The organism is Streptomyces parvulus (genome assembly GCF_014648855.1).
Classification (GTDB): domain Bacteria; phylum Actinomycetota; class Actinomycetes; order Streptomycetales; family Streptomycetaceae; genus Streptomyces; species Streptomyces parvulus.
The window spans coordinates 227,692-253,387 of the sequence record NZ_BMRX01000006.1 but is presented as its reverse complement, the minus strand read 5'-3'; the positions used below and the strand labels follow the sequence as shown (position 1 = coordinate 253,387).

At 71.2% G+C, this 25,696-nt stretch carries 26 protein-coding genes; 13 read left to right on the top strand and 13 right to left on the bottom strand.

The features are described from left to right. Window positions 1–33: 33 nt before the first annotated feature. Window positions 34–1,200 carry an HpcH/HpaI aldolase/citrate lyase family protein gene (locus tag IE108_RS13235; RefSeq protein WP_161344066.1) on the bottom strand — a complete coding sequence of 389 codons (1,167 nt, stop codon included), beginning with the start codon at window positions 1,198–1,200 and terminating at the stop codon, window positions 34–36. A gap of 209 nt (window positions 1,201–1,409) precedes the next feature. Here IE108_RS13235 and IE108_RS13230 point away from each other — a divergent pair, with 209 nt between their 5' ends. Further along, window positions 1,410–2,225, top strand: a complete 816-nt coding sequence (locus IE108_RS13230) for a TerD family protein (RefSeq protein ID WP_064727682.1) — start codon at window positions 1,410–1,412, stop codon at window positions 2,223–2,225. Window positions 2,226–2,259: 34 nt separating this feature from the next. Here the strand turns inward: IE108_RS13230 and IE108_RS13225 are convergent, their stop codons facing one another. From IE108_RS13225 to IE108_RS13200, 6 genes are all read right to left on the bottom strand, one after another. After that, window positions 2,260–2,997 (bottom strand): TerD family protein, encoded by a 738-nt coding sequence (locus tag IE108_RS13225; RefSeq protein WP_064727683.1) that lies wholly within the window; start codon window positions 2,995–2,997, stop codon window positions 2,260–2,262. 152 nt (window positions 2,998–3,149) lie between these two features. Further along, the gene (locus IE108_RS13220; protein WP_064727684.1) at window positions 3,150–4,286 is read right to left on the bottom strand and encodes a DUF475 domain-containing protein; all 1,137 of its coding nucleotides are present in this window, start codon (window positions 4,284–4,286) and stop codon (window positions 3,150–3,152) included. A 49-nt stretch (window positions 4,287–4,335) separates the two neighbouring features. Further along, window positions 4,336–4,911 (bottom strand): TerD family protein, encoded by a 576-nt coding sequence (locus IE108_RS13215; protein WP_064727685.1) that lies wholly within the window; start codon window positions 4,909–4,911, stop codon window positions 4,336–4,338. A 112-nt stretch (window positions 4,912–5,023) separates the two neighbouring features. Continuing rightward, window positions 5,024–5,599 carry a calcium homeostasis/redox stress adaptation protein gene (locus IE108_RS13210; RefSeq protein WP_064727686.1) on the bottom strand — a complete coding sequence of 192 codons (576 nt, stop codon included), beginning with the start codon at window positions 5,597–5,599 and terminating at the stop codon, window positions 5,024–5,026. Between the two features lie 126 nt (window positions 5,600–5,725). After that, the gene (locus tag IE108_RS13205; RefSeq protein WP_064727687.1) at window positions 5,726–6,184 is read right to left on the bottom strand and encodes a peroxiredoxin; all 459 of its coding nucleotides are present in this window, start codon (window positions 6,182–6,184) and stop codon (window positions 5,726–5,728) included. A gap of 125 nt (window positions 6,185–6,309) precedes the next feature. After that, window positions 6,310–6,747 (bottom strand): DUF3052 domain-containing protein, encoded by a 438-nt coding sequence (locus tag IE108_RS13200; RefSeq protein WP_064727688.1) that lies wholly within the window; start codon window positions 6,745–6,747, stop codon window positions 6,310–6,312. 386 nt (window positions 6,748–7,133) lie between these two features. Here IE108_RS13200 and aceE point away from each other — a divergent pair, with 386 nt between their 5' ends. Next, a complete protein-coding gene (aceE, locus tag IE108_RS13195; RefSeq protein ID WP_064727689.1) occupies window positions 7,134–9,881 on the top strand; it encodes a pyruvate dehydrogenase (acetyl-transferring), homodimeric type in 2,748 nt (915 codons plus the stop codon). An 84-nt stretch (window positions 9,882–9,965) separates the two neighbouring features. Here the strand turns inward: aceE and IE108_RS13190 are convergent, their stop codons facing one another. After that, on the bottom strand, window positions 9,966–10,274 hold the full coding sequence (locus IE108_RS13190; RefSeq protein WP_064731730.1) for a hypothetical protein: 309 nt from the start codon (window positions 10,272–10,274) through the stop codon (window positions 9,966–9,968). Between the two features lie 221 nt (window positions 10,275–10,495). Next, the gene (locus IE108_RS13185) at window positions 10,496–12,106 is read right to left on the bottom strand and encodes an MFS transporter (protein WP_064727690.1); all 1,611 of its coding nucleotides are present in this window, start codon (window positions 12,104–12,106) and stop codon (window positions 10,496–10,498) included. A 124-nt stretch (window positions 12,107–12,230) separates the two neighbouring features. Between IE108_RS13185 and IE108_RS13180 the strand changes: the two genes are divergently transcribed. The 3 genes from IE108_RS13180 to IE108_RS13170 all read left to right on the top strand — a co-directional run bounded on the left by IE108_RS13180 (window position 12,231) and on the right by IE108_RS13170 (window position 15,104). Then, a complete protein-coding gene (locus tag IE108_RS13180; protein WP_189397647.1) occupies window positions 12,231–12,902 on the top strand; it encodes a TetR family transcriptional regulator in 672 nt (223 codons plus the stop codon). 54 nt (window positions 12,903–12,956) lie between these two features. Further along, window positions 12,957–14,174 (top strand): alpha/beta hydrolase family protein, encoded by a 1,218-nt coding sequence (locus tag IE108_RS13175; RefSeq protein ID WP_064727691.1) that lies wholly within the window; start codon window positions 12,957–12,959, stop codon window positions 14,172–14,174. Between the two features lie 66 nt (window positions 14,175–14,240). Continuing rightward, entirely contained in the window at window positions 14,241–15,104 is an 864-nt protein-coding gene (locus tag IE108_RS13170) for a DUF4429 domain-containing protein (RefSeq protein ID WP_064727692.1), read from the top strand. A 107-nt stretch (window positions 15,105–15,211) separates the two neighbouring features. Here IE108_RS13170 and IE108_RS13165 read toward each other — a convergent pair whose 3' ends face one another. Together IE108_RS13165 and IE108_RS13160 are read right to left on the bottom strand one after the other, a co-directional pair. Beyond that, a complete protein-coding gene (locus IE108_RS13165) occupies window positions 15,212–16,228 on the bottom strand; it encodes an aldo/keto reductase (protein ID WP_064727693.1) in 1,017 nt (338 codons plus the stop codon). Then, window positions 16,225–16,710, bottom strand: coding sequence for a MerR family transcriptional regulator (locus IE108_RS13160; protein ID WP_064731732.1), 486 nt, complete (start codon window positions 16,708–16,710; stop codon window positions 16,225–16,227). The genes IE108_RS13165 and IE108_RS13160 overlap by 4 nt, the downstream gene beginning before the upstream one ends. A 105-nt stretch (window positions 16,711–16,815) precedes the next feature. On the opposite strand from IE108_RS13160, the gene IE108_RS13155 reads away from it, so the two are divergent. Together IE108_RS13155 and IE108_RS13150 are read left to right on the top strand one after the other, a co-directional pair. Further along, the gene (locus tag IE108_RS13155) at window positions 16,816–17,286 is read left to right on the top strand and encodes a GNAT family N-acetyltransferase (RefSeq protein ID WP_064727694.1); all 471 of its coding nucleotides are present in this window, start codon (window positions 16,816–16,818) and stop codon (window positions 17,284–17,286) included. A 19-nt stretch (window positions 17,287–17,305) separates the two neighbouring features. After that, a complete protein-coding gene (locus IE108_RS13150; RefSeq protein WP_064727695.1) occupies window positions 17,306–18,121 on the top strand; it encodes a serine hydrolase domain-containing protein in 816 nt (271 codons plus the stop codon). Here the strand turns inward: IE108_RS13150 and IE108_RS13145 are convergent. Continuing rightward, window positions 18,118–18,771: a pirin family protein gene (locus tag IE108_RS13145; protein WP_064731733.1), complete on the bottom strand. Its 654-nt coding sequence runs from the start codon at window positions 18,769–18,771 to the stop codon at window positions 18,118–18,120. The two genes, IE108_RS13150 and IE108_RS13145, sit on opposite strands and share 4 nt — an antisense overlap. A gap of 58 nt (window positions 18,772–18,829) precedes the next feature. Here IE108_RS13145 and fasR point away from each other — a divergent pair, with 58 nt between their 5' ends. The 5 genes from fasR to IE108_RS13120 all read left to right on the top strand — a co-directional run bounded on the left by fasR (window position 18,830) and on the right by IE108_RS13120 (window position 23,870). Continuing rightward, the gene (gene fasR, locus IE108_RS13140; RefSeq protein WP_064727696.1) at window positions 18,830–20,035 is read left to right on the top strand and encodes a fatty acid biosynthesis transcriptional regulator FasR; all 1,206 of its coding nucleotides are present in this window, start codon (window positions 18,830–18,832) and stop codon (window positions 20,033–20,035) included. Between the two features lie 89 nt (window positions 20,036–20,124). Continuing rightward, entirely contained in the window at window positions 20,125–21,078 is a 954-nt protein-coding gene (locus IE108_RS13135) for an ACP S-malonyltransferase (protein ID WP_064727697.1), read from the top strand. Window positions 21,079–21,094: 16 nt separating this feature from the next. Beyond that, a complete protein-coding gene (locus IE108_RS13130; RefSeq protein ID WP_064727698.1) occupies window positions 21,095–22,126 on the top strand; it encodes a ketoacyl-ACP synthase III in 1,032 nt (343 codons plus the stop codon). 102 nt (window positions 22,127–22,228) lie between these two features. Next, a complete protein-coding gene (locus IE108_RS13125) occupies window positions 22,229–22,477 on the top strand; it encodes an acyl carrier protein (RefSeq protein ID WP_052842858.1) in 249 nt (82 codons plus the stop codon). A gap of 100 nt (window positions 22,478–22,577) precedes the next feature. Then, on the top strand, window positions 22,578–23,870 hold the full coding sequence (locus IE108_RS13120) for a beta-ketoacyl-[acyl-carrier-protein] synthase family protein (RefSeq protein ID WP_064727699.1): 1,293 nt from the start codon (window positions 22,578–22,580) through the stop codon (window positions 23,868–23,870). A 137-nt stretch (window positions 23,871–24,007) separates the two neighbouring features. Here the strand turns inward: IE108_RS13120 and IE108_RS13115 are convergent, their stop codons facing one another. Beyond that, window positions 24,008–24,502, bottom strand: coding sequence for a DUF3145 domain-containing protein (locus IE108_RS13115; protein WP_064727700.1), 495 nt, complete (start codon window positions 24,500–24,502; stop codon window positions 24,008–24,010). A 257-nt stretch (window positions 24,503–24,759) separates the two neighbouring features. Here IE108_RS13115 and IE108_RS13110 point away from each other — a divergent pair, with 257 nt between their 5' ends. Further along, window positions 24,760–25,683, top strand: a complete 924-nt coding sequence (locus IE108_RS13110) for an SGNH/GDSL hydrolase family protein (RefSeq protein ID WP_064727701.1) — start codon at window positions 24,760–24,762, stop codon at window positions 25,681–25,683. Window positions 25,684–25,696 lie beyond the last annotated feature (13 nt).

The following is a 25,696-nucleotide window of genomic DNA, read 5'->3' as shown; positions in this document are numbered from 1 at the left end:
TTGCGTTCAGGTTGTTGCGTTCAGGTCGTCGGGTCAGTCGGACAGTCCGGCGGCGAGCAGTTCCACGAAGCCGACGTCCTCGTTGGCCACCCCGAAGACCTCGGCGCGCAGCAGGGTCCGCTCGGCCCAGGCGCGGTGGGGCTTCACCTCGTTCATCTTGTTCGTGTACGCCGACCTCAGCACACCCCCGCCGCCGCGTTCCGGCCGCAGGATGTCCTGGGCGTCGCTGAACTCCTCGTGGCTGACCACGGACAGCGCGTGGACGGGGAGCACGTGCGAGGGGTGGATGCAGGTCTTGCCCAGCAGGCCGTTGGCGCGGTCCAGGGAGATCTCCCGCAGCAGGCCGTCCATGGAGTGCTCGATCAGCTTCTGCCGCAGTCCCACGGCCTGGCCCTCCAGGAAGGGGCTCTGGCGCAGCTGCGGCTTGAACATCCGCTCCGGTACGCGGAAGTACTCCCAGACCGGTCCCGTCACGGTGAAGCCGGTGCCGTCGGCGCGGGCGAGCATGTTCACGACGTCGGCGATCACGGAGGCGACGATCTGGACGTCGTAGGCGGTCATGTCGGGGCCGCGGCGCAGCCCGTAGGAGGAGCAGAAGTCGGTCACGCCGAGCCGCAGGGCGAGCACGCGGTCGCGGTACTTGTCGACGGCGCGGAAGATGCCCTCCAGGGTCTGCACCCTGGACTCCCGGTACAGCAGGTCGGGGGACTCCAGGACCGGCATGGCGAAGAGCCGGCGGCCACTGGCGGCCTCGGCGGCGGAGAGCGCCTCCAGGAACGGGATGCCGCGCTCCTCGGTGAACTTCGGCAGCACGAACCCGGAGAGCAGCCGCACGGCCGGACCGAGGCGCCGTACCAGGTCGGGCACCTGCTCGGGGGCGCGGACCCGGACGAACAGGAGGGGGACGTCGGCGTCGGAACGTTTCGCCAGATCGTCGAGCTGACGGACGAGATTGGCCTCGCCCGCCGGTACGTCGGCGTCGTCGATGGAGTCCTCCAGGCAGAGCACCATCGACACCACCCCGCGCGCGCCCTGCTTGAGGATGTCCTCGGCGAGGCCGGGCCGGGTGGCCGGGCTGTAGAGGGTGGCACCCAGGGCGGCGGAGAGCAGCCGGGCCGGGGAGTCGGCCGTGAAGGAGCAGGGCTCCTGGTGGAAGAGACGCTTCCGCACTTCAGGGGCAATCTGTCCAAAGTGACGCATTTAAGCTCCCCCGTCGTGTCTGGGCAACCTGTGAATCGCCGAAAGGTGGCCGGTAATAGTACGTACGCATCCATGTCGGAGGTTCCCACCGGGCATGAATTCCAGGTAACCCGGCCATGTCGTCGACGGCTACCCGGGACGGGCGGCACAGGGTCCGTGTACCCGCCCCCGCGTTGTCGTGACCAGGACCGAGAGGGCAGGATGACCGCATGACGCACGCGATGCTCAAGGGATCGAACGTCCCGCTGCAAGCCACGACGGTCCGTGCCGTGCTGCGCTGGGCGCCCGGATCGGGGACCCCCGACATCGACGCCTCCGCGCTGCTGCTCGGCCCGGACGGCCGCGTGCGCTCCGACGACGACTTCGTCTTCTACAACCAGCCCCGGCACCCCTCCGGCCAGGTCTGGCGGCTCGGCAAGAAGCGGGTCACCGAGGGCCTGACCGACACGATCCAGACAGACCTGTCCCGGGTCGAGGCCTCGGTGGGCCGGATCCTGCTGGTCGCGTCCGCGGACGGGGCCGCCTTCGACCGGGTGCGCTCGCTGCGCATCCTGGTGCACGACGCCGCCTCGGCCGGCGAGGAACCCCTGGCGTACTTCGACGTGAAGCCGGAGACGGGCCAGGAGACGGCGCTGATCTGCGGCGAGCTGTACCGGCGCGGGGAGGGCTGGAAGTTCCGGGCGCTCGGCGAGGGGTACTCCAACGGGCTCAAGGGCCTCGCGACCGACTTCGGCATCTCGGTGGACGAGTCCGAGGGCGCGGACGACCCCCTGTCGGCCCGCCGTCCCGAGCCGGCCGCCCCGACGGTCGACCCGGAGCAGCCGACGACCGTCCAGCCCCTGCCGCCGGCCTCGCGTCCGCTGCCGCCGGAGCAGCCCCCCGCCGTACCGGCCCAGCCCGCCTACGGCTATCCGCAGCAGCCGCCGGCCACCCAGCCCGCCTACGGCTACCCGCAGCCGGTCTCCGGGGGCCCCGACCCGGACTTCCGGATGCCGCCGCAGGGGCCCCAGTTCGTCGGGCGGTGACCGCACCCGGCGGGCCGGGAGGGCGCGCGGGCCGTCAGCGGTCCGCCTTGCTCTTGTGGCCGCGGCCCCACTGCAGGCCCCAGCCGTAGAGCCGGTCCAGCTCGCCCTGGAAGCCGTACACGAACTTCACCTCGCGGCGGACGAAGATCTCGCCCTTGACGTTCTCGATCATCACGACGGCGCAGGAGCGGGCCTGGGGGTGGCGTTCGTCGAGGCCTATCTCGATGCGGGGGCCGTTGCTCGGGTAGAGCGTGACGATCGCGTGCGTCCGGTCGAAGGCCGGGGTCTGGTCGTAGATGTAGGCGAAGAGCAGCAGGCGCTTGATGGCGTCCTTGTGGTCGAGGTTGACGTATATCGTCTCGCCGGACGCCGAGCCGAAGCGGTCGTCGCCGCTGAGCTTGACGTAGGGCGGGGCGTTGACGTCGCCCAGGAAGCCGCCGAGCGGCTGGACGACGCCGCGGGTGCCGTCCATGAGTTCGTAGAGGCAGCCGAGGTCGAGGTCGACGTTGACCATGCTCTGGCTGTGGCCGACGACCTCGGGCGGCTTGAGCGCCTTGAAGGGGTGCCGCAGCAGGCTCTCGCGCTGGGCTCCCGTGATGTCCGACGTGCGCATGCGCCAGGCCAGGTTGACGCGCAGGTGGCCGGTGGCCGCGCCCTGCTTCGTCAGAGAGACCTGGCTGTGCCGTTTGGTCAGCTGGATGGAGTTGGTCGCCGCGCTGCCCGAGTCGAACTCGGACTCGCGGCCGCGCCACAGTCCGTCCAAGAAGCCCATTCCCGCCCCCACCTTGTTCCGACCGCCGACGGGGCGGCCCCGAGGAGTCGTCCTCGTCGGCCGCCCCGCTCAGAGCGTTCCTCGTCCGGGCCGGGTTCACACCAGTGGTGCGGGCGCACCGGGGGCGAACCCGGCCCGGGTCCGGAGCCTTTTCACACCCCGGAGGAGACCTCCGTCTTCTCCTGATCGCCGTCGGCCGCCGCGAGGGCGCGGTTGCGGCGCACCGAGGACCAGAAGGAGGCGCCGATCAGGACCACGCCGATCAGGCCGGTGATGATCTCGTTGATCTCGTACTGGATGGTCACCAGCAGGATCACCGACAGGGCGCCGATGGCGTAGTGGGCGCCGTGCTCCAGGTAGACGTAGTCGTCGAGGGTGCCCTGGCGGACCAGGTACACGGTCAGCGACCGGACGTACATGGCGCCGATGCCGAGGCCGAGCGCCATGAGCACGATGTCGTTGGTGATGGCGAAGGCGCCGATGACGCCGTCGAAGGAGAACGACGCGTCCAGGACCTCCAGGTAGAGGAACATGAAGAACGCGGCCTTGCCGGCCAGCTTGACGGCCGACTTGGGCTTGCCCTCGCGCTCGGCCTTCTCCTCGGCCTCGTGTTCGCGCTCCTCCTCCTCTTCGAGCTTGTCCTCGAAGAAGCTGGAGAGGCCGCCGACGACGAGATAGGTGATCAGACCCGCGATGCCGGAGAGCAGGACCGTCTCCGCCTTGTCGGCGTGCGTGCCGCCGTGCTGGTGGGCGTGGGCGCCGAAGGTGATCGCGGAGACCAGCAGCACGACCAGGGCGATGCAGACCGACAGCATGTCGACCTTGCCCAGCTTGGCCAGCGGGCGCTCCAGCCAGCCGAGCCACTTGATGTCCCGGTCCTCGAAGATGAAGTCGAGGAAGATCATCAGGAGGAACATGCCACCGAAGGCGGCGATCGACGGATGGGCGTCCGTCACCAGTTCCTGGTAGCGGTCCTTGTCGGTCAGGGCGAGGTCGACGGCCTCGATGGGGCCGAGGGACGCGCTGACCGCGACGATGACGACCGGGAAGATCAGGCGCATGCCGAAGACGGCGATCAGGATGCCGATGGTGAGGAAGATCTTCTGCCAGAAGGCATTCATCTTCTTCAGGATCCCGGCGTTGACCACCGCGTTGTCGAAGGACAGCGAGATCTCCAGGACGGACAGGATCGCCACGACTCCGAAGGCGGTCCACCCCCCGTAGAAGACCGCGGCCACCAGGCCGAGCGCGGTGACCGCGAACGACCACCCGAAGGTTTTCAGAACCACTGGCTACCCAATCGTGTCTGTACGGGGCTCCCCCGCGCCGTACGCGGCTTTACGAAACGTTGACTCCGAAGTCTAGAGCGATGCCGCGCAGCCCCGACGCGTACCCCTGCCCCACGGCGCGGAACTTCCATTCGCCCTGGTAGCGATAGAGCTCACCGAAGATCATCGCGGTCTCCGTGGAGGCGTCCTCGCTGAGGTCGTAGCGGGCGAGTTCCTGGCCGTCGGCCCGGTTGACGACGCGGATGAAGGCGTTGCTGACCTGGCCGAAGGTCTGTCCGCGCTCGTCGGCCATGTGGATCGAGACCGGGAAGACGATCTTGTCGCAGTGGGCCGGCACCGCGGCGAGGTCGACCAGTACCGACTCGTCGTCCCCGTCGCCCTCGCCGGTGAGGTTGTCACCGGTGTGCTCGATCGAGCCGTCGGGGCTCTTGAGCTGGTTGTAGAACACGAACCACTCGTCGCCGAGCACCCGGCCCCCGCTGCACACGAGTGCGCTGGCGTCGAGGTCGAAGGGTGCTCCGGTGGTGGAACGCGCGTCCCAGCCGAGCCCGACCAGTACCTGTGTGAGGTTCGGTGCGGCCTTGGACAGGGAGACGTTGCCTCCCTTGGCAAGCGTGACGCCCATGGTGATGGTCCCTCCCCGGGTGATGATTCCTGGTGTTCCTGCGCGTCCGGCGCCGCACGTAAACCGTGCGGCGCCGGACGATCGGGGCGCTGGCCCCGGTGGTTCAGGTCGCTCAGACGTTCACGCCGAAGTCCTGGGCGATGCCGCGCAGGCCCGAGGCGTAGCCCTGGCCGATGGCGCGGAACTTCCACTCGGCGCCGTGGCGGTACAGCTCGCCGAAGACCATCGCGGTCTCCGTCGAGGCGTCCTCCGACAGGTCGTAGCGGGCGATCTCGGCGCCGCCGGCCTGGTTGACGACGCGGATGAACGCGTTGCGCACCTGACCGAAGGACTGCTGGCGGTTCTCCGCGTCGTAGATCGAGACCGGGAAGGTGATCTTCTCGACGTCGGCGGGGACGGCGGCCAGGTCGATCTTGATCTGCTCGTCGTCGCCCTCGCCCTCACCGGTGAGGTTGTCACCGGTGTGCTCGACCGAGCCGTCGGGGCTCTTGAGGTTGTTGAAGAAGACGAAGTGCGCGTCGCTGGCGACCTTGCCGCCGCTGTTCAGCAGCAGCGCGCTGGCGTCGAGGTCGAAGTCCGTACCGGTCGTGGTGCGGATGTCCCACCCCAGGCCGACGATGACCGCGGTCAGGCCGGGGGCCTCCTTGGTCAGCGATACGTTGCCGCCCTTGCTGAGGCTGACTCCCACGAGTCCTCCATTGGTGTCCAGGGGCGGGGAGCCCCAACGTGCGTGGATATCGGATCAACGAGTCGATCCTAGTGACGGGTTCCCGCCCCCCGCAGGCCCTGCGACCGACAAATCACCGGTGTCGGCTCAGAGGGCGTCGAGCGCCTTCACGTACTCGTTCAGGTCGCGGGCGTCGGGCAGGCCGTTGACGACCGTCCAGCGCACGACGCCCTCCCGGTCGATGACGAAGGTGCCGCGGACGGCGCAGCCCTTGTCCTCGTCGAAGACGCCGTAGGAGCGCGAGACCTCGCCGTGCGGCCAGAAGTCGGACAGCAGCGGGTACTCGAGGCCCTCCTGCTCGCCGAAGACGCGCAGGGTGTGGATGGAGTCGTTGGAGACGGCGAGCACCTGGGTGTCGCGGTCGGCGAACTGCGGCAGGTTGTCGCGCACCTCGCACAGCTCGCCGGTGCACACGCCGGTGAAGGCGAACGGGTAGAAGAGCAGCACCACGTTCTTGTGGCCGCGGAACTCGGACAGCCGGACGGTCGCGCCGTGGTTGTCCTTGAGCTCGAAGTCGGGGGCCTTGTCGCCGACCTGGATCGCCATGTCCTGTTCGTCCCTTCCGGAGGTGTTCGCTGGAAACACCCTACTCAGGGACGATCACGGACCCGCGGACGGGCCGACCGGGGGCCGGCCCGTGCGCGAGTCCGGGTGGTGCGGAGCCCGTCCGGCTACCGCTTGGACTTGGCGGCCTTGGGCGTCGCCAGCCGGCTGCCGCTCCAGTCCTTGCCCACGCTGACGCTCTTGGACGCCGTCAGTCCGGCGGTCGTCGCGGCTTCGGAGATGTCGCTGGCCTCGACGTACCCGTCACGGCCGGTCTTCGGCGTGAGAAGGAGGATCGACCCGCCCTCTTCGATGTACGTGGTGGCATCCACCAGCGCATCCGTCAGGTCGCCGTCGTCGTCGCGGAACCACAGCACGACGGCATCGGCCACGTCCTCGTAGTCCTCGTCCACCAGCTCGGCCTCGACGGCGCCCTCGATGGCCTCGCGGAGCTCCTGGTCGACGTCGTCGTCGTAGCCGATCTCCTGGACCACCTGCCCGGGCTGGAAACCCAGCCTGGCGGCAGGGTTCGTCCGCTCCTCCGCGTGGTCCGCGGTCGCGCTCACGGGTTGCCTCCTGATCATGTTTCGGTAGATGTCTCGGGCCTCGCGCGTGCGCGAAGCTTGGCCGTAGTCCACACGGGCGGGACCGATCGCGCAAGTACCCGGCGTCTGGGACCGCCGAAACGGTGACGATCCCGGCCGTGTCGTCGCAACTCCAGCCATGCCGTCCAGACCAAAGGTGACGTACACCACACCTATCTGCCCCGTTTGCGTATTTGGGAACCATGCGTGGGTACGAGACTCGAATGAACGTGCCCCCGATTCCCGCGGGGGAACCGGTTACCCCACGGTACAGATGACGATTGCCCCCGTGAGGTACACGATGGGGAACCGGCGGGTGATCGGCGCAGACACCCGGCACAGTGGCCCTCTGAGAGCGAAGGAACAGCGTGGCTTCCGCATCCGATCGCAATCCGATCATCATTGGCGGCCTTCCGAGTCAGGTTCCTGACTTCGACCCCGAGGAAACCCAGGAGTGGCTCGACTCCCTCGACGCCGCCGTCGACGAGCGCGGCCGGGAGCGGGCCCGCTACCTGATGCTGCGGCTGATCGAGCGCGCCCGCGAGAAGCGCGTGGCCGTGCCCGAGATGCGCAGCACGGACTACGTCAACACCATCCCGACCAAGAGCGAGCCGTTCTTCCCCGGCAACGAGGAGATCGAGCGCAAGATCCTCAACGCCACCCGGTGGAACGCCGCGGTGATGGTCTCGCGCGCGCAGCGCCCGGGCATCGGCGTCGGCGGCCACATCGCGACGTTCGCCTCCTCGGCCTCGCTGTACGACGTGGGGTTCAACCACTTCTTCCGCGGCAAGGACGACGGCGACGGCGGCGACCAGGTCTTCTTCCAGGGGCACGCCTCGCCGGGCATCTACGCCCGCGCGTTCCTGCTGGACCGGCTCAGCGAGCGGCACCTGGACGGGTTCCGGCAGGAGAAGTCGGCGGCGCCGCACGCCCTGTCGTCGTACCCGCACCCGCGGTCGATGCCGGACTTCTGGGAGTTCCCGACCGTCTCGATGGGCCTCGGCCCGATCGGCGCGATCTACCAGGCGCGGATGAACCGCTACATGGAGGCGCGCGGCATCGCGGACACCTCGCGCTCGCACGTGTGGGCCTACCTCGGCGACGGCGAGATGGACGAGCCGGAGTCGCTGGGCCAGCTCTCCATCGCCGCCCGCGAGGGCCTGGACAACCTGACCTTCGTGGTCAACTGCAACCTCCAGCGCCTGGACGGCCCGGTGCGCGGCAACGGCAAGATCATCCAGGAGCTGGAGTCGGTCTTCCGGGGCGCCGGCTGGAACGTGATCAAGCTGGTCTGGGACCGCACCTGGGACCCGCTGCTCGCCCAGGACCGCGACGGCGTGCTGGTCAACCGGATGAACACCACGCCCGACGGCCAGTACCAGACGTACGCCACCGAGTCCGGCGCCTACATCCGCGACCACTTCTTCGGCGACGACCACCGGCTGCGCGCGATGGTCGAGAACATGACCGACGACCAGGTCCTGCACCTCGGGCGCGGCGGCCACGACCACCGGAAGATCTACGCGGCCTACAAGGCGGCCCTGGAGCACAAGGGCCAGCCGACGGTCATCCTGGCCAAGACCATCAAGGGCTGGACGCTCGGGCCGAACTTCGAGGGCCGCAACGCCACGCACCAGATGAAGAAGCTGACGGTCGACGACCTCAAGCGCTTCCGCGACCGGCTGCACCTGCCGATCTCCGACAAGGAGCTGGAGTCCGGCCCGCCGCCGTACTACCACCCGGGCCGGGACACGGAGGAGATCCAGTACATGCACGACCGCCGGCTCGGCCTGGGCGGGTACGTCCCCACCCGGGTCGTGCGGTCGAAGCCGCTGGCGCTGCCCGAGGACAAGACGTACGCGACCGTGAAGAAGGGCTCGGGCCAGCAGTCCATCGCGACGACGATGGCCTTTGTGCGCCTGCTGAAGGACCTCATGCGGGACAAGGAGATCGGCAAGCGCTTCGTGCTGATCGCCCCGGACGAGTACCGGACCTTCGGCATGGACTCGTTCTTCCCGAGTGCGAAGATCTACAACCCGCTCGGGCAGCAGTACGAGTCCGTGGACCGGGATCTGCTGCTCGCCTACAAGGAGGCGCCGACCGGGCAGATGCTGCACGACGGCATCTCCGAGGCGGGCTGCACGGCCTCGCTGATCGCGGCCGGCTCGGCGTACGCGACGCACGGCGAACCGCTCATCCCGGTCTACGTCTTCTACTCGATGTTCGGATTCCAGCGCACCGGCGACCAGTTCTGGCAGATGGGCGACCAGCTGTCGCGCGGATTCGTGCTGGGCGCGACCGCGGGGCGTACCACCCTGACCGGTGAAGGGCTCCAGCACGCGGACGGCCACTCCCAGCTGCTCGCGTCGACCAACCCGGCGTGCGTGGCGTACGACCCGGCGTTCGGCTTCGAGATCGCGCACATCGTGCAGGACGGCCTGCGCCGGATGTACGGCGGGGACGAGCAGCACCCGCACGGCGAGGACGTCTTCTACTACCTCACGGTCTACAACGAGCCGATCCAGCACCCGGCCGAACCGGAGAACGTGGACATCGAGGGCATCCTCAAGGGCGTGTACCGCTTCAGCGAGGGCACCGCGGGCTCGATCCCCGCGCAGATCATGGCGTCCGGCGTCGCGGTGCCGTGGGCGGTGCAGGCCCAGCGCATGCTCGCCGAGGACTGGAACGTACGGGCCGACGTCTGGTCGGCCACCTCCTGGAACGAGCTGCGGCGCGAGGCGGTGGCCTGCGAGGAGCACAACCTGCTGCACCCCGAGGAGGAGCAGCAGGTGCCCTGGGTGACGCGGAAGCTGGCGGGCGCGCAGGGCCCGTTCGTGGCCGTGTCCGACTGGATGCGGTCGGTGCCGGACCAGATCGCCCGGTGGGTGCCGGGGACGTACCAGTCGCTGGGCGCGGACGGGTGGGGCTTCGCCGACACCCGCGGGGCCGCGCGGCGGTTCTTCCACATCGACGCCGAGTCGATCGTGGTGGCCGTGCTGAGCGAGCTGGCCCGGGAGGGGAAGGTCGACCGGTCGGTACTGAAGCAGGCGATCGACCGGTACCGGCTGCTCGACGTCGCCTCGGCCGATCCCGGGGTGGCCGGCGGGGACGCGTGAACGTGCCCCGGTGAGCGCATGACGAGGGGCCCCGGCCGGTCGGCCGGGGCCCCTCGTCGTTCTCGCGTCGCGGTGCGCGGTCCGTCAGAGCAATCCGTTGTTCATCCCCGCCGACCCCGCGAGCCAGACGATCGCCAGCAGCGTGTCTACGGCGCCCAGCACGAGGGCGACCACCGCGGGGACCGGGCGGGAGCCCGCCCAGCTGCGTCCCATGGCCAGCCAGCCGCAGACCATCGCGATGGGGCCCAGGATGATGTGCAGGGCGAAGAACCCGGCGACCGCGCACACGACTCCGATGATCCCGAGCGTCGCCCGGTCCGGCCCGGTCCGTGCGCCTGTCCGGCCACGTGAGCGGGGGTACCCGCGCGATCCCTGTCCGAAGCTCGCCATCATCAACTCCCTCGATTCCTCGTGGAGTTCGAGTACCCCCCTGCGGCGCCTTATACCTGGCGCGAGCACGCTGCCCGCGCGCCGCCCCCCTCCGGCAGCGCGCAGCAGCCTGCCGTCCTCCATGCCCTGCGGAGGACTTGACCCACTGTGACCTGCACGGCCCCCCGGAGGGGAGGGTTCCGCGGCCCTGTCACCCTGACGAGCGAACGGGAACCGAGGCTCCGTCAGATGTGGCCCACCCCGGCGCCCGCGTCCGCGTTCACCCCGCGCTTGGTGAGGAAGGCGACGCCGACCGCCACCACGGCGACGCCCGCGGCGACCAGCGAGGCCAGGCTCATGCCGTCGATGAAGGTGTTGTGCGCGACGTCGGCTATCTTCGCGGCGACCTGCTCGGGGGTGCCCGGCGCCACCGGCGCGACACCGACCTGCACCGCCTCGGAGGCCTGGTGCGCCTGCTCCGGCGTCAGCTGCGGGAGCCCGGCGTCCGCCCAGTTGCCCGCCAGGTCGCTGTCGACCTTGGACGCCATCACGGCGCCCAGCACGGCGGTGCCGAGGCTGCCGCCGATCTGCATGGCCGCCTGCTGGAGGCCGCCGGCCACACCGGACAGCTCCATCGGCGCGTTGCCGACGATGACCTCGGTGGCGCCGACCATGACGGGCGCGAGGCCGAGGCCGAGCAGGGCGAACCAGATGGACATGACGGCGCTGCCGGTGTCCGTCTCGAGCGTCGAGATGCCGTACATGGCGAGCGCGGTGCAGACCATGCCGCCGGCCAGCGGGATGCGCGGGCCGACCTTGGTGATCATCGCGCCGGCCAGCGGCGAGGCGACGATCATCATGGCGGTGAGCGGCAGCAGGTGCAGGCCGGCGTCGACCGGGCTCATGCCGTGCACGTTCTGCAGGTAGAAGGTGACGAAGAACAGGCCGCCCAGGAAGGCGATGGCCATCAGGACCATCAGCACCACACCGGCCGACAGCGCCACCGAGCGGAACATCGCCAGCGGGATCAGCGGCTCCCGGACCCTGGTCTCCCAGAGGGAGAAGAGGACGAAGCCCACGAGCGAGGCGCCGATGAACAGCCAGGTCTTGCCGTCGCCCCAGCCCCACGCCGGAGCCTTGATCAGCGCCCAGACCAGGCAGAACATCGAGGCGGACAGCAGCACGATGCCGAGGATGTCGAAGGAGCGCGGCGCGTTCTCCGCGCGGTGGTCCAGGAGGATCATGACGCCGAGGACGACGGCGACGATGCCCACCGGCACGTTGATGAAGAACACCGACTGCCAGTTGACGTGCTCGACCAGCACGCCGCCGAGGATCGGGCCGCCCGCGGTGGAGGCGCCGATCACCATGCCCCAGATGCCGATGGCCATGTTCAGCTTCTCGGCCGGGAAGGTCGCCCGCAGCAGGCCGAGCGCGGCCGGCATCAGCAGCGCGCCGAACAGGCCCTGGAAGACGCGGAGGACGATGACCGCCCCGATGCTGCTGGAGATCCCGATGGCACCGGAGGAGGCGGCGAAGCCGGCCACGCCGATGAGGAAGGTCTGCCGGTGCCCGAAGCGGTCACCGAGCTTGCCCGCGGTGATCAGGGCGACCGCGAGGGCGAGGAAGTAGGCGTTGGTGATCCACTGGACGTCGGCGAGGCTGGCGTCCAGGTCGTCCTGGATGGCCGGGTTGGCGATCGCCACGATGGTGCCGTCGAGGGCCACCATCATGACCCCGACCGCGACCGTGACGAGGGTGACCCACGGATGGCCGCGCAACCCCTTGGCGGGAGCGGGACCCGAGGGGGCGCCGTCCCCCGGTCCCGTCTTGTCGATGGTGGTCTGACTAGTCATACGGTGAGGCTAATGACAGCCACTGACAGTTGACAAACCAATTCACGCGCCAGTAACTGACATGTCATCTCCGTATAGCCTGAACTGCGGAAACGGACTCGAGAAGCGATGGAGGAGCAGACTCTTGGGCCTGCGCGAACTCAAGAAGCAGCGCACCCGGGACCTCCTGCTGCGCTCCGCCCTCGAACTGTTCGCGGAGCGCGGTTACGAGGAGACGACCGTCGACGACATCGCCGACGCCGCCGACGTCTCGCAGCGCACCTTCTTCCGCTACTTCGCCTCCAAGGAGGACGCGGCGTTCTTCGTGTCGCGGCTCGCGGAGTCGCGCTTCGTCGAGGCCGTGCGGGCGCGGCCGGCCGGGGAGGCCCCGCTGGACGCGCTGCGGCTGGCCCTCGTGGCGAGCTGGAGCACCATCGGCGAGGCCGTCGAACAGCTGATCCCGATGGAGCTGCACCTGCGCTTCTACCGGGTGATCGAGTCGACGCCCGCGCTGCTCGCCGCGCACCTGCGCCGCGCGACGGAGCTGGAGGAGGAGATCGCCCGGGTCATCGCGGCGCGCGAGGGACTGGACGTCGACGCCGACCCGCGGCCGCGCGTGGTCGTGGCCGTCTTCGGAGCGGTGATGCGGGTGACCGAACGGATCTGGTCGGCCCGGGACGACGCCGGTCTCGCGGCCCTGCGTGACCTGACCGCCACCTATCTGGACCAGGTGGCGCCCGCGCTCACCGGAGACTGGCGCGGCCCCGCGCTCGCCGAGGGTGCCGGCCCAACCCCGCAGCGCAGTAACGAAACGTGATCCGTGTCACTGGATTCACGCGAGACCGTCCCGTTCTCCTAGTGTGTCCTCCCAGTGACTTCCTTCGACACCTCCCCGCAGCTGAACGTCTGGCGCGCACTGCTCGCCCTGGCCGTGGTGTTCGTGATGCTGGCGACCACCGGCTGGACCGCCCTGCGCAACCAGCGGGGCCCCACGGCGCTGGAGGCGTCGGTCGCGGCCTGGGGGCACGGCCGGATCGACGGGCGGGCGCTGCCCGACCGCGACACCTCCCCCACCCGGCTGGCCCGCTTCTTCGCCTCGCTCAGCGACTGGCAGCGCACCAGCCTGGCCCACCGGTACCCGCTGGCGGTGGGCAACATGAACGGCGCCCCCGTCGAGCTGCGCTACCTGGCCAACCGGACGGCCCTCGAGAAGGCACGGTCGGTGGAGAGCGCACGCATGCACGACAAGCGCCTCTCGCTCTCCGGCCAGCGCGAGGCCGGGCAGCGGATGAACCACTACGACTCCCTGCTCGCCCGGGGGCGGCACATCCTCGCCTTCGACCCGTCGGGCGCGGGCAGGGTCGCCGAGGTGTTCGGGAACCTCGACCGCGCCGAGCGGGTGTCCGTGGTGGTGCCCGGCGTCGACACCGAGCTGGTCACCTTCGAGCGCACCGCGCGCAAGTACTCGGCGCCCGTCGGCATGGCCGAGTCGCTCTACGACGCCGAACGCTCCGCGAGCCCCGGCACGCGTACGGCCGTGATCGCGTGGGCCGACTACACCTCCCCCAGCGGCCTCGGCATGGAGGCGGCCACGGCGTCCCGCGCCGAGCAGGGGGCGGCCCGGCTGAACGGACTGCTGCGCGCGCTGCCCGGCGGGGCCCCGGTCTCGCTGTTCTGCCACAGCTACGGCTCGGTGGTGTGCGGCCTCGCCGCCGACACGCTGCCCGGCCGGGTGACCGACATAGCGGTGGCCGGCAGCCCGGGGATGCGCGCCGCGAAGGCGGCCCACCTGCACACCGACGCCCGTGTGTGGGCGATGCGGGACGCGGACGACTGGATCCAGGACGTGCCCTACCTGGAGGTCGGCGGTCTCGGGCACGGCGCCGACCCGGTGTCCGCCGCCTTCGGGGCGCGGGTGCTGTCGGCGCGCGGCGCCCAGGGGCACAGCGGCTACTTCGTGCCGGGCACGGAGAGCCTGCGGAACTTCGCCGAGATCGGCGTTGGCGCATACCGCACGGTCGCCTGTGCGGGAGAAGGTGACACATGCCGGGCGGGTTTGTCCGCGGCGACGGCGGCCGGACGCGCGTAGAAACGCAGAAACTCCGGTTTGCACGGGGAGGGGACGGAGAGGCTCGTGCCGCATACGATGAGCCGCATGGGTGACGTACTGGCCGGATTTCATGCCGCCTGGGAGTTCGAGTCCGACTCCGTGCTCATCCGCTACGAACGGGGGATTCGAACACCGAAGCTGTTCCAGGCCCTGGGCGAGCGCCGGGTGCCGCTGGAGGCCATCGCCGGCGTGACGCTCACGCCGGGCCGGCGCGGCACCGTCGTGCTGCGCGTCGAACCGCGCGCGGGCGCCGATCCGCTGATCGAGGCCGCCGCCGGGCAGCTCAAGGAGAGCGGCGACCCGTACCGGCTGGTGCTGCCCGCCGAGCGGGAGACCCTGGCGGAGTACTACGCCGACGAGCTGCGGGCCCTGCTCGGCGAGTCCCGGGCGGCCGGACCGGCGGACCGGTACCTGGTGGCGGCGCCCGACGCGCCGCTGCACTTCAAGGCGTACGACGGGAAGGCGTCCTTCGACGGGAAGGCGGTGTCCTTCCGGTGGTCCTGGACCGGCGCGTCCTCGGCCAAGTGGAAGGCCGGCGACCAGAGTTTCCCGGTCGCCGACCTGGGCGGCGTGGAGTGGCGGTCCCCCGAGGTGTTCGAGGGGTACCTGCGGCTGGTGCCGCGGGACGCGGGCGCGGTCGCGCCGCAGGCGGACCAGGATCCGGCGTCCGTGGTGTTCGGCCTCGGGTACGGGCCCGTGCACGAGTCGCTGCCGTTCGCCGCGGCGGTGCTGGCGGCGGTGCGGGAGAGGGGCGCGGGCGCCTCGGTGCCGGTTCCGGTGCCGGCGCCCCGGCGGGATCCCGCGGACATCGCCGAGCGGATCCGGCATCTCGGGGAGCTGCACCAGCAGGGGCTGGTCACCGACGAGGAGTTCTCCTCGAAGAAGGCGGAGCTGCTGGCGGAGCTCTAGGTCGTGCCGGGTGCGGTGTCGTTGGCGAGTACGGGCCGTGTGCGGCTGGTCGCGCAGTTCCCCGCGCCCCTGGGGCGCTGCACGCGCCGGCGCCCGAACCGTGCCGCCTATTCGCGTCCCGCCGACGTGAACGACATGTCCGCGTAGCGGTCGCCCGCCACCTTGTCCGCGATCGGCTCCAGGAGGGACAGCTCGTCCTGGGTCAGGACGATCCTCGTCGCGGCCGTGTTCTCCGCCACCCGCGCCGGCTTCCGGGTGCCCGGGATCGGGACGACCGGCAGGCCGTGCACTCCGGCACGCTGATGGGCCCAGGCGAGGGCGACCTGGCCGAGGGTGGCGCCGTGGGCCTCGGCGACGGTGCGGACGGGGTCCAGGAGGGCGGCGTTGGCCGCCGCGTTGCCGCCGGTGAAGCGGGGCTGCTGCCGACGGAAGTCGCCCTCCCCGAGGTCGTGGTCGGCGTTGGCGAAGGCCCCGGTGAGGAAGCCCCGGCCGAGCGGGGAGTAGGGGACGAGGGCCACGCCCAGTTCGCGGGCGGCCGGGACCACGCCCGTCTCGATGTCGCGGCTGAACAGCGACCACTCCGACTGCACGGCGGCGATCGGATGCACCGCGTGCGCGGCCCGCAGCTCGTCGCCCGTCACCTCGCTCAGGCCCAGGTGCTTGACCTTGCCCTCGCGGACCAGGTCCGCCATGACGGCGGCGGTCTCCTCGATCGGCACGTTCACGTCGCGGCGGTGCATGTAGTAGAGGTCGATCGCGTCGACGCCGAGGCGGTCCAGGCTCGCCTCGACCGACCGCCGGATGTAGGGGGCGTCGTTGCGGATGATCCGCCGCGTCGGGTCGTCCGGCGGGATCGACAGGGCGAACTTCGTCGCGATCACCAGCTCGTCGCGGTGGGCCGCGAGGAACGGCGCCAGGAAGCGCTCGTTGTCGCCGGCGCCGTACGCGTCGGCCGTGTCGTACAGCGTGACGCCCAGCTCCAGGGCGCGTTCCAGGGTGGCCCGGGAGGCGTCGGCGTCCGACGGCCCGTACCCGAAGCTCATGCCCATGCAGCCGAGGCCCTGGACGCCGACCTCCGGGCCGTGGTCGCCGAGCCGCGTCGTCGGGATCCTGCCGTCCGTCATCGGGTGCTCTCCCCTTCGCGGGAACGTCCGGCGTCCCCGTAGAAACCGATCTTGCGGTCCAGCACCGCTAGGGTGTCCTGGAGTTCGGCGATCCGCGTCAGCACGTCCCGGCGCGTGGACTCCAGGAGTTCCCGCCGGTCCTGGTAGGTGCTCTCGCCCTCGCGGACCAGCTCCGCGTACCTGACCATGTCGGCGACCGGCATGCCGGTCATGCGCAGCTTGCCGACGAAGTCGAGCCAGTCGAGGTCGCTGTTGCTGTAGCGGCGCTGGCCCGTGTGCGAGCGGTCGATGTGGGACATCAGACCGATCCGCTCGTACCAGCGCAGGGTGTGGGCCGTCAGCCCCGTGAAGGCGACGACCTCGCTGATGGTGTAGCGGTCCTGTCCGTCGGGGCGCGGGTGGCGCCGGGGCGGAGCGGAGCAGATGTCTGTTCTGGTGGCGTTCGGCGCGATCGTCCCGGCCGTGGTCTGCATCACCGTCATGTCCTCCACGCTATGACCTTGGAGTGCACTCCAGGCAAGCGACGGCGTCGGGACGGAGACGGAAAACCGCGGGACACTCGGCGGGCGGGTCACTAGCGTGCGGGCATGAGTCCCGTACGCCGTGCCGCCGCCGAGGACGCGGAGGAAGTGCTCCGTCTGCGCCAGGTGATGATCGACGCGATGCACTCCGCCTCGCCCACCGACTGGCAGGCCGCTTCCCTGCCCGGCCTGAAGTCCCGGCTGGCCGATCCGGACGGGGAGTTCGCCGCGTTCGTCGTCGACCACCCGGAGCGGCCCGGCACGCTCGCGGCGCTGGTCGTGGGGACCCTGGAGTACCGGATCGGCGGGCCGGACCGGCCGCCCGGCGGACTGATCGGTTACGTGTTCAGCGTGGCCACCGACCCGGACGCCCGGCGCCGGGGCTACGCGCGCGCCTGCATGGACGAGCTGCTGGCGTGGTTCCGCGAGCGGGGTGCGAGCCACGTCATGCTCACCGCCTCCGAGGACGCCGAGCCGCTGTACGCGTCGATGGGCTTCACGCGGGACACCACCCCCTCGATGAGGCTGTACCTCTGAGCCGCTTAGGCTCGGTGGCATGTCCTTGAAGAGCCTCGCGTTGATCGAGAACTGGCCGGTCCCCACCGCCGCGGCGGGCGTCGTCCGGGCCGACGGCACGACCCTGGGCACCCACGGCCCGGTCGCCCTCCGCTTCCCCCTCGCCTCGGTCACCAAGCCGCTCGCGGCCTACGCGGCGCTGGTGGCGTACGAGGAGGGCGCGATCGAGCTGGACGAGCCCGCGGGTCCGGCCGGGTCCACCGTCCGCCACCTGCTCGCGCACACCTCGGGGCTGGCCTTCGACGAGCACCGGGTGACCGCCCCGCCCGGCGAGCGGCGGCTGTACTCCAACGCCGGTTTCGAGCAGCTCGGCGAGCACATCGCGAAGGCCGCGGACATGCCGTTCGCCGAGTACGCGCGGCAGGCGGTGCTCGAGCCGCTGGGCATGACGTCCACGGCCCTGGACGGCTCCCCCGCGAAGGACGGCGTCTCCACCGTCGAGGACCTGCTGCGGTTCGCCGCCGAGGTGCAGGCGCCGCGGCTCCTCGACCCGCGCACCGTCGCCGAGGCGATGACCGTGCAGTACCCGGGCACCAAGGGCGTACTGCCGGGCTACGGCCACCAGAACCCCAACGACTGGGGCCTCGGCTTCGAGATCCGGGACGGCAAGTCCCCCCACTGGACGGGCGCCTCCTCCTCGCCGCGCACCTTCGGGCACTTCGGCCAGTCCGGCACGTTCCTGTGGATCGACCCGGACGCCGGCCTCGCCTGCGTCGCGCTCGCCGACCGCGCCTTCGGCCCGTGGGCGGCCGAGGCGTGGCCGCCCTTCACGGACGCGGTGCTGGCGGAGGTCTAGGCCATCTCCCAGACGAGCAGCTCGGCCGCCGCCACCGCCACCGCGTCCACCCCCTCGGCGTCCGTGATCCGCGCCGCGTCCCCCGGCCCCAGCGTCTCCCCGCCCAGCGTCACCTCGCCCCGCACCACGTGCACGTACACGTACGCCCCGTCCGGCACCGCCGTCCGCTCCCCCGCCGTCAGGCGCCGCACGTGGAGCATGGCGCGTGCCTCCGGGACCGCGTACGGCGTGGAGTCGGCGATGCCGCGGACGATCTCGTAGGCGGGGTCGCCGCCGGGCTCGCGCGGGGCCAGCCACATCTGGACGAAGGTCAGGGGGACGGCGCCGTCGTTGCGCTCGACGTGGCGGACGCCGCCCGCGGAGCTGAGGCGCTGCACGTCACCGGCGCGCACGACGGTCTCGTGGCCCGCGGAGTCGCGGTGGGTCAGCTCGCCCTCGACCACCCAGGTGACGATCTCCGTGTGGCTGTGCGGGTGCTCGTCGAAGCCCGCGCCGGGCGCCAGCCGCTCCTCGTTGCAGGCGATGACCGCCCCGAAGCGCAGGTTGCCGGGGTCGTAGTGCGGGCCGAAGGAGAAGGCGTGGCGGGAGGAGATGCCCGCCGCCTCGTCGCCCCCGGGATAGCGCTCGTCGGCGCGCCGTACGTCCGTCACGACGTCCACGGTAGACCCGGCGGCACGTGCTCCCGTCCTGATAAGGCAGTCTTGTCCCGTGCCCGAACCCGAAACCAGCAAGCCCGAGCCCGCGGCGCACGCCGTCCATTCGCACACCGCGACGCTGAAGCGGCTGGAGCAGTCCTCCGGATCGCTCGCCGCGCAGGCCATCGCGCGCATGGACGAGACCCTGCCGTGGTACCGGGCCATGCCACCGGAGAACCGTTCCTGGATCGGGCTGGTCGCCCAGGCCGGCATCGCCGCCTTCACCGAGTGGTTCCGGCGCCCGGACGCGCCCCAGGCCATCTCCACCGACGTGTTCGGCACCGCGCCGCGCGAGCTGACCCGCGCGATCACGCTGCGGCAGACCGTGGAGATGGTGCGGACGACCATCGAGGTGATGGAGTCCGCGATCGACGAGGTGGCCGCCCCCGGCGACGAGTCGGTGCTGCGCGAGGCGCTGCTGGTGTACGCGCGGGAGATCGCCTTCGCCACCGCCCAGGTGTACGCCCAGGCCGCCGAGGCACGCGGTGCCTGGGACGCCCGGCTGGAGTCGCTGGTGGTGAACGCCGTGCTGAGCGGTGAGGCCGACGAGGGCGCGGTGTCCCGGGCGGCCGCGCTCGGCTGGAACTCGCCGGACCACGTGTGCGTCGTGCTCGGCACCGCCCCGGACGGCGACTCCGAACTGACCGTGGAGGCCATCCGGCGGGCGGCCCGGCACGCCAAGCTCCAGGTGCTGACCGGGGTGCTCGGGGACCGCCTGGTGGTGATCGCCGGTGGCCGGGACGACCCGCTGGCGGTGGCGAAGTCGCTGATCGGGCCGTTCGCGCAGGGAGCGGTGGTGGCCGGCCCCGTGGTGCCGGACCTGCTGGCCGCGACGCGGTCCGCGCAGGCCGCCGCCGCCGGGCTCAAGGCGTGCACCGCCTGGCAGGACGCCCCGCGCCCGGTGCTGGCGGACGACCTGCTGCCCGAGCGCGCGATCGCCGCCGACCCCGCGGCGCGCGAGCAGTTGGTGGAGGAGATCTACAGACCGCTCGAGGAGGCCGGGGCCGCGCTGCTGGAGACACTCAGCGTCTACCTGGAGCAGGCGAGCAGTCTGGAGGGCGCCGCCCGCATGCTCTTCGTTCACCCGAACACCGTGCGCTACCGGCTCCGACGTGTGACTGACGTCACCGGATGGTCCCCCTCTGATGTACGGTCTGCGTTCACACTGCGGATCGCGCTCATCCTGGGGCGTCTGGCCGATGGAGATCCGCAACTCTAAACTTTTGTCGGGGGTCCACAAAACCCCCTGCTGTTCTTCGTCCCTGTCCTCACGGGCGGTCGTGGCCGTCCTCAAGAGAGAGTGTGAGAGTGCTCGTACTCGTCGCTCCCGGCCAGGGCGCCCAGACGCCCGGCTTCCTGACTGACTGGCTCGCCCTTCCCGGCGCCGCGGACCGCGTCGCCGCGTGGTCCGACGCCATCGGACTCGATCTCGCCCACTACGGCACCAAGGCCGACGCGGACGAGATCCGTGACACGGCCGTCGCCCAGCCGCTGCTGGTCGCCGCCGGACTGCTGTCCGCCGCGGCACTCGGCGCGTACTCGTTCGCCGCCGACGCGGCGGGCGCGGACCTCGTGCCCGGAGCGGTCGCGGGCCACAGCGTCGGCGAGATCACCGCGGCCACCCTCGCGGGCGTCCTCGACGACACCGCGGCGCTGACCCTCGTGCGCCGCCGGGGCCTGGCCATGGCCGAGGCCGCCGCGGTCACCGAGACCGGCATGTCGGCGCTGCTCGGCGGCGACCCCGAGGTGAGCGTCGCCCACCTGGAGAAGCTCGGCCTGACCCCGGCGAACGTGAACGGCGCCGGCCAGATCGTGGCGGCCGGCACCATGGAGCAGCTCGCCGCGCTGAACGAGGACAAACCCGAGGGCGTGCGCAAGGTCGTCCCGCTGAAGGTGGCCGGCGCCTTCCACACCCGCCACATGGCGCCGGCGGTGGACAAGCTCGCCGAGGCCGCCGCCGCGCTCACGCCGGCCGACCCGGCCGTGACCTACGTGTCCAACAAGGACGGTCAGGCCGTCGCCACCGGCGCCGAGGTGCTGGACCGGCTCGTGGGGCAGGTCGCCAACCCGGTCCGCTGGGACCTGTGCATGGAGACGTTCGCCAAGCTGGGCGTCACCGCCGTCGTCGAGCTGTGCCCGGGCGGCACGCTGACCGGTCTCGCCAAGCGCGCGCTGCCGGGCGTCAAGACGCTGGCCCTGAAGACCCCCGCCGACCTCGACGCGGCCCGCGAGCTCGTCGCCGACCACGCCCAGCAGGCCTGACAAGGAGCGCGACAGCATGTCGAAGATCAAGCCCAGCAAGGGCGCCCCGTACGCGCGCATCCTAGGCGTCGGCGGCTACCGCCCGACCCGGGTCGTGCCGAACGAGGTGATCCTCGAGACGATCGACTCGTCCGACGAGTGGATCCGCTCGCGCTCCGGCATCGAGACGCGGCACTGGGCCTCCCCCGAGGAGACCGTCGCGGCGATGTCGATCGAGGCGTCCGGCAAGGCCATCGCGGCCGCCGGGATCCCCGCCGACCGGATCGGCGCCGTGGTCGTCTCGACCGTCTCGCACTTCAGCCAGACCCCGGCCGTCGCCACCGAGATCGCCGACCGGCTCGGCACGGACAAGGCCGCCGCCTTCGACATCTCGGCGGGCTGCGCGGGCTTCGGCTACGGACTGACCCTCGCCAAGGGCATGGTCGTCGAGGGTTCGGCGGAGTACGTCCTGGTCATCGGCGTGGAGCGGCTCTCCGACCTGACCGACCTGGAGGACCGGGCGACGGCCTTCCTGTTCGGCGACGGGGCCGGCGCGGTCGTGGTCGGCCCGTCGCAGGAGCCGGAGATCGGCCCGACGGTCTGGGGCTCGGAGGGCGACAAGTCCGAGACCATCAAGCAGACCGTCCCCTGGGACCGCTTCCGGATCGGCGACGTCGCCGAACTGCCCCTGGACTCCGCGGGCAACGTCAAGTTTCCTGCGATCACGCAGGAGGGCCAGGCGGTGTTCCGCTGGGCCGTGTTCGAGATGGCGAAGGTCGCGCAGCAGGCGCTGGACGCGGCCGGGATCAGCCCGGACGACCTCGACGTCTTCATCCCGCACCAGGCCAACGTGCGGATCATCGACTCGATGGTGAAGACACTGAAGCTGCCGGAGCACGTCACGGTCGCCCGTGACATCCGCACCACCGGCAACACCTCGGCCGCCTCGATCCCGCTCGCGATGGAGCGGCTCCTGGCGACCGGCGAGGCGAAGAGCGGCGACACCGCGCTCGTCATCGGCTTCGGGGCGGGTCTCGTGTACGCCGCCACGGTCGTTACCCTCCCCTAGGCACTCCGTGCCGGATCACGCGGTCCGGAACGGAGAGCAGCACCACTCGCCGCGACGCGGCGGGCCGCCACACCCTCTGGAAACCAAAGAAGGAGCGCCACCATGGCCGCCACTCAGGAAGAGATCGTCGCCGGTCTCGCGGAGATCGTGAACGAGATCGCCGGCATCCCGGTTGAGGACGTCCAGCTGGACAAGTCCTTCACCGACGACCTGGACGTCGACTCGCTGTCCATGGTCGAGGTCGTCGTCGCCGCCGAAGAGCGCTTCGACGTCAAGATCCCGGACGAGGACGTCAAGAACCTCAAGACGGTCGGCGACGCGACCAAGTACATCCTCGACCACCAGGCCTGATCCGCCGATACTCGGGCATGTCCCGAGTATCCGGGCAGACTGCCCCGCCACCCGGCGGTGGCGCCGTACGAATCCGTATCCCGTTGGAGAAAGAATTCCCGTGAGCTCGACCAATCGCACCGTGGTCGTCACCGGTATCGGCGCAACCACACCGCTGGGTGGCGACGCAGCCTCGACCTGGGAGGGTCTGGTCGCCGGCCGGTCCGGCGTCAAGCCCCTGGAGCAGGAGTGGGCCGCCGACCAGGCGGTCCGCATCGCCGCGCCCGTCGCCGTGGATCCCTCCGAGGTCATCCCGCGGCCGCAGGCCCGCCGTCTGGACCGTTCCGCGCAGTTCGCGCTGATCGCGGCCCAGGAGGCCTGGAAGGACGCCGGCTACACCGGCAAGGCCGGCGAGAGCACGCCGGACGCCGAGAGCGGGGCCCGCGTGGACCCCGACCGGCTCGGTGCGGTCATCGCCTCCGGCATCGGCGGCGTGACGACCCTGCTCGACCAGTACGACGTGCTCAAGGAGAAGGGCGTCCGCCGCGTCTCCCCGCACACCGTCCCCATGCTGATGCCGAACGGCCCGTCGGCCAACGTCGGTCTGGCCGTGGGCGCCCGCGCGGGCGTGCACACGCCGGTCTCCGCCTGCGCGTCCGGCGCCGAGGCCATCGGCTACGCCATCGAGATGATCCGCACCGGCCGTGCGGACGTCGTCGTCGCGGGCGGCACGGAGGCGGCGATCCACCCGCTGCCCATCGCCGCGTTCGGCAACATGATGGCGATGTCCAAGAACAACGACGACCCGCAGGGCGCCTCGCGCCCCTTCGACACGGGCCGCGACGGCTTCGTCCTCGGTGAGGGCGCCGGCGTCCTCGTCCTGGAGTCCGCCGAGCACGCCGCCGCGCGCGGTGCCCGCGTCTACGCGGAGGCCGTCGGGCAGGGCATCTCCGCCGACGCCCACGACATCGTGCAGCCGGAGCCCGAGGGCCGTGGCATCTCCAACGCCCTCCAGAACCTGCTGGACCGCACCGACCTGAACCCGGCCGAGATCGTGCACGTCAACGCGCACGCCACCTCGACGCCGGCCGGTGACATCGCCGAGCTGAAGGCGCTGCGCAAGGTCCTCGGCGACGACGTGGACCACATGGCGGTCTCCGGCACCAAGTCGATGACCGGTCACCTCCTCGGTGGCGCGGGCGGCGTGGAGTCCGTCGCGACGGTGCTCGCCCTGTACCACCGGGTGGCGCCGCCGACCATCAACGTCGAGAACCTCGACCCCGAGGCCGAGGCCAACGCGGACATCGTGCGCGGTGAGGCGCGGAAGCTGCCCGTCGAGGGGCGGATCGCCGCGCTGAACGACTCGTTCGGGTTCGGTGGGCACAACGTGGTTCTGGCGTTCCGTTCGGTCTGACCGGCCTCGCTGAACGTGTCGATGGCCCGAGCCCCTGTTGGGGGTTCGGGCCATCGGTGGTTTGTCCGGTGCGGGGGCGTCGTGGCTGGTCGCGCAGTTCCCCGCGCCCCTAAGGGGCGCGTATACGGGGCGTCTCCTTATACGACCTGGTGCAGCCAGCGGACCGGGGCGCCCTCGCCCGCGTGGCGGAAGGTCTCCAGTTCGTCGTCCCAGGGCTTGCCGAGGAGTCGCGCGATGTCGGACTCCAGGTCGGTCTCGCCGCGCTGGGAGCGGACCAGGGCGGCGCGCAGCCGGTCCTCCGGGATCAGGATGTCGCCGTGGATGCCGGTGACGGCGTGGAAGATGCCCAGGTCGGGGGTGCAGCTGTAGCGCTCGCCCTCGGCGCCCGGGGACGGCTCGGCGGTCACCTCGAAGCGCAGCAGCTGCCAGCCGCGCAGCGCGGAGGCGAGCTTGGAGGCGGTGCCGGCCTGGCCCTGCCAGGAGAACTCGGAGCGCCAGGTGCCGGGCGCGGCGGGCTGCCGGATCCAGTCCAGGCCGACGCGCGTGCCGAGCACCCCGGCGACGGCCCACTCGACGTGCGGGCAGAGCGCGCGCGGCGCGGAGTGCACGTACAGGACTCCACGTGTCGTCACCGGAACCTCCGGGCTGAGCGGGACATCTCGGAACGGGCGGACGGCCGTGACCGGGCGGGTCACGTTGATGGCGAGGCTACCGTGCGACGGGGCAAGGAGTGTGACGTACCGTCGGTCCCGGTGCCGACAAAGCCGCGCCATTCACCCGGCAGGACGCTTGTACGGGTGTGAGGCGTCGCATCACCGCTCCCGGGAACCCTCGGCGGGGTGTCATGGGTTGAGGACACTGGAGGCACGAGGCGAGGGGTGGGACGCGTATGGGCCGGGGGACGGACCTGGTGGAGGGCCGGGCGGCGCGCCGCGGCCGGCGCCGGGGGCGTGCCGCGCTCGCCGTCCTGACCGCCGCCGTCCTGGGCGTGACCGGCTGCGACGCCGTGGGCGGTGACTCCCCCGCCCCGTCCGGCAGCGCGTCGAAGCGGCCGAAGCCCGCCCCGGTCTGGGACCGCAGCCCCGGCTCGGTCGCCGCCGTGGGCGACTCCATCACGCGTGGCTTCGACGCCTGCTCGGTGCTGTCGGACTGCCCCGACGTGTCCTGGGCGACCGGCGGCAGCCCGAAGGTGGAAAGCCTCGCCGTGCGGCTGCTGGGGAGGGCGGGTGCCGCCGAGCGGAGCTGGAACTACGCGGTCACCGGGTCCCGGATGGCCGACCTCACCGGACAGGTCACCCGAGCGGCGGCGCGCAAACCGCAGTTGGTCGCGGTGATGGTGGGGGCCAACGACGCCTGCCGTTCGTCGACCTCGGCGATGACGCCGGTGGCCGACTTCCGGGACCAGTTCGAGCAGGCCATGCGCGCCCTGCGCCGCGAGCTGCCCAGGGCGCAGGTGTACGTGGCGAGCATCCCGGACCTGAAGCGGCTGTGGTCGCAGGGGCGGACCAACCCGCTGGGCAAGCAGGTGTGGAAGCTGGGGATCTGCCCGTCGATGCTGGGTGACGCGGACTCCCTGGACTCGGCGGCGACGCTGCGGCGGAACACCGTGCGGGACCGGGTGACGGACTACAACGAGGTGCTGCGGGAGGTCTGCGCGAAGGACCGGCGCTGCCGCACCGACGACGGCGCGGTGCACGCGTACCGCTTCGGCACCGACCAGCTGAGCCACTGGGACTGGTTCCACCCCAGCGTGAACGGCCAGGCCAGGCTGGCCGAGATCGCCTACCGGGCGGTCACCGCCGAGCGGCCCTGACCTGGGCGTGTCC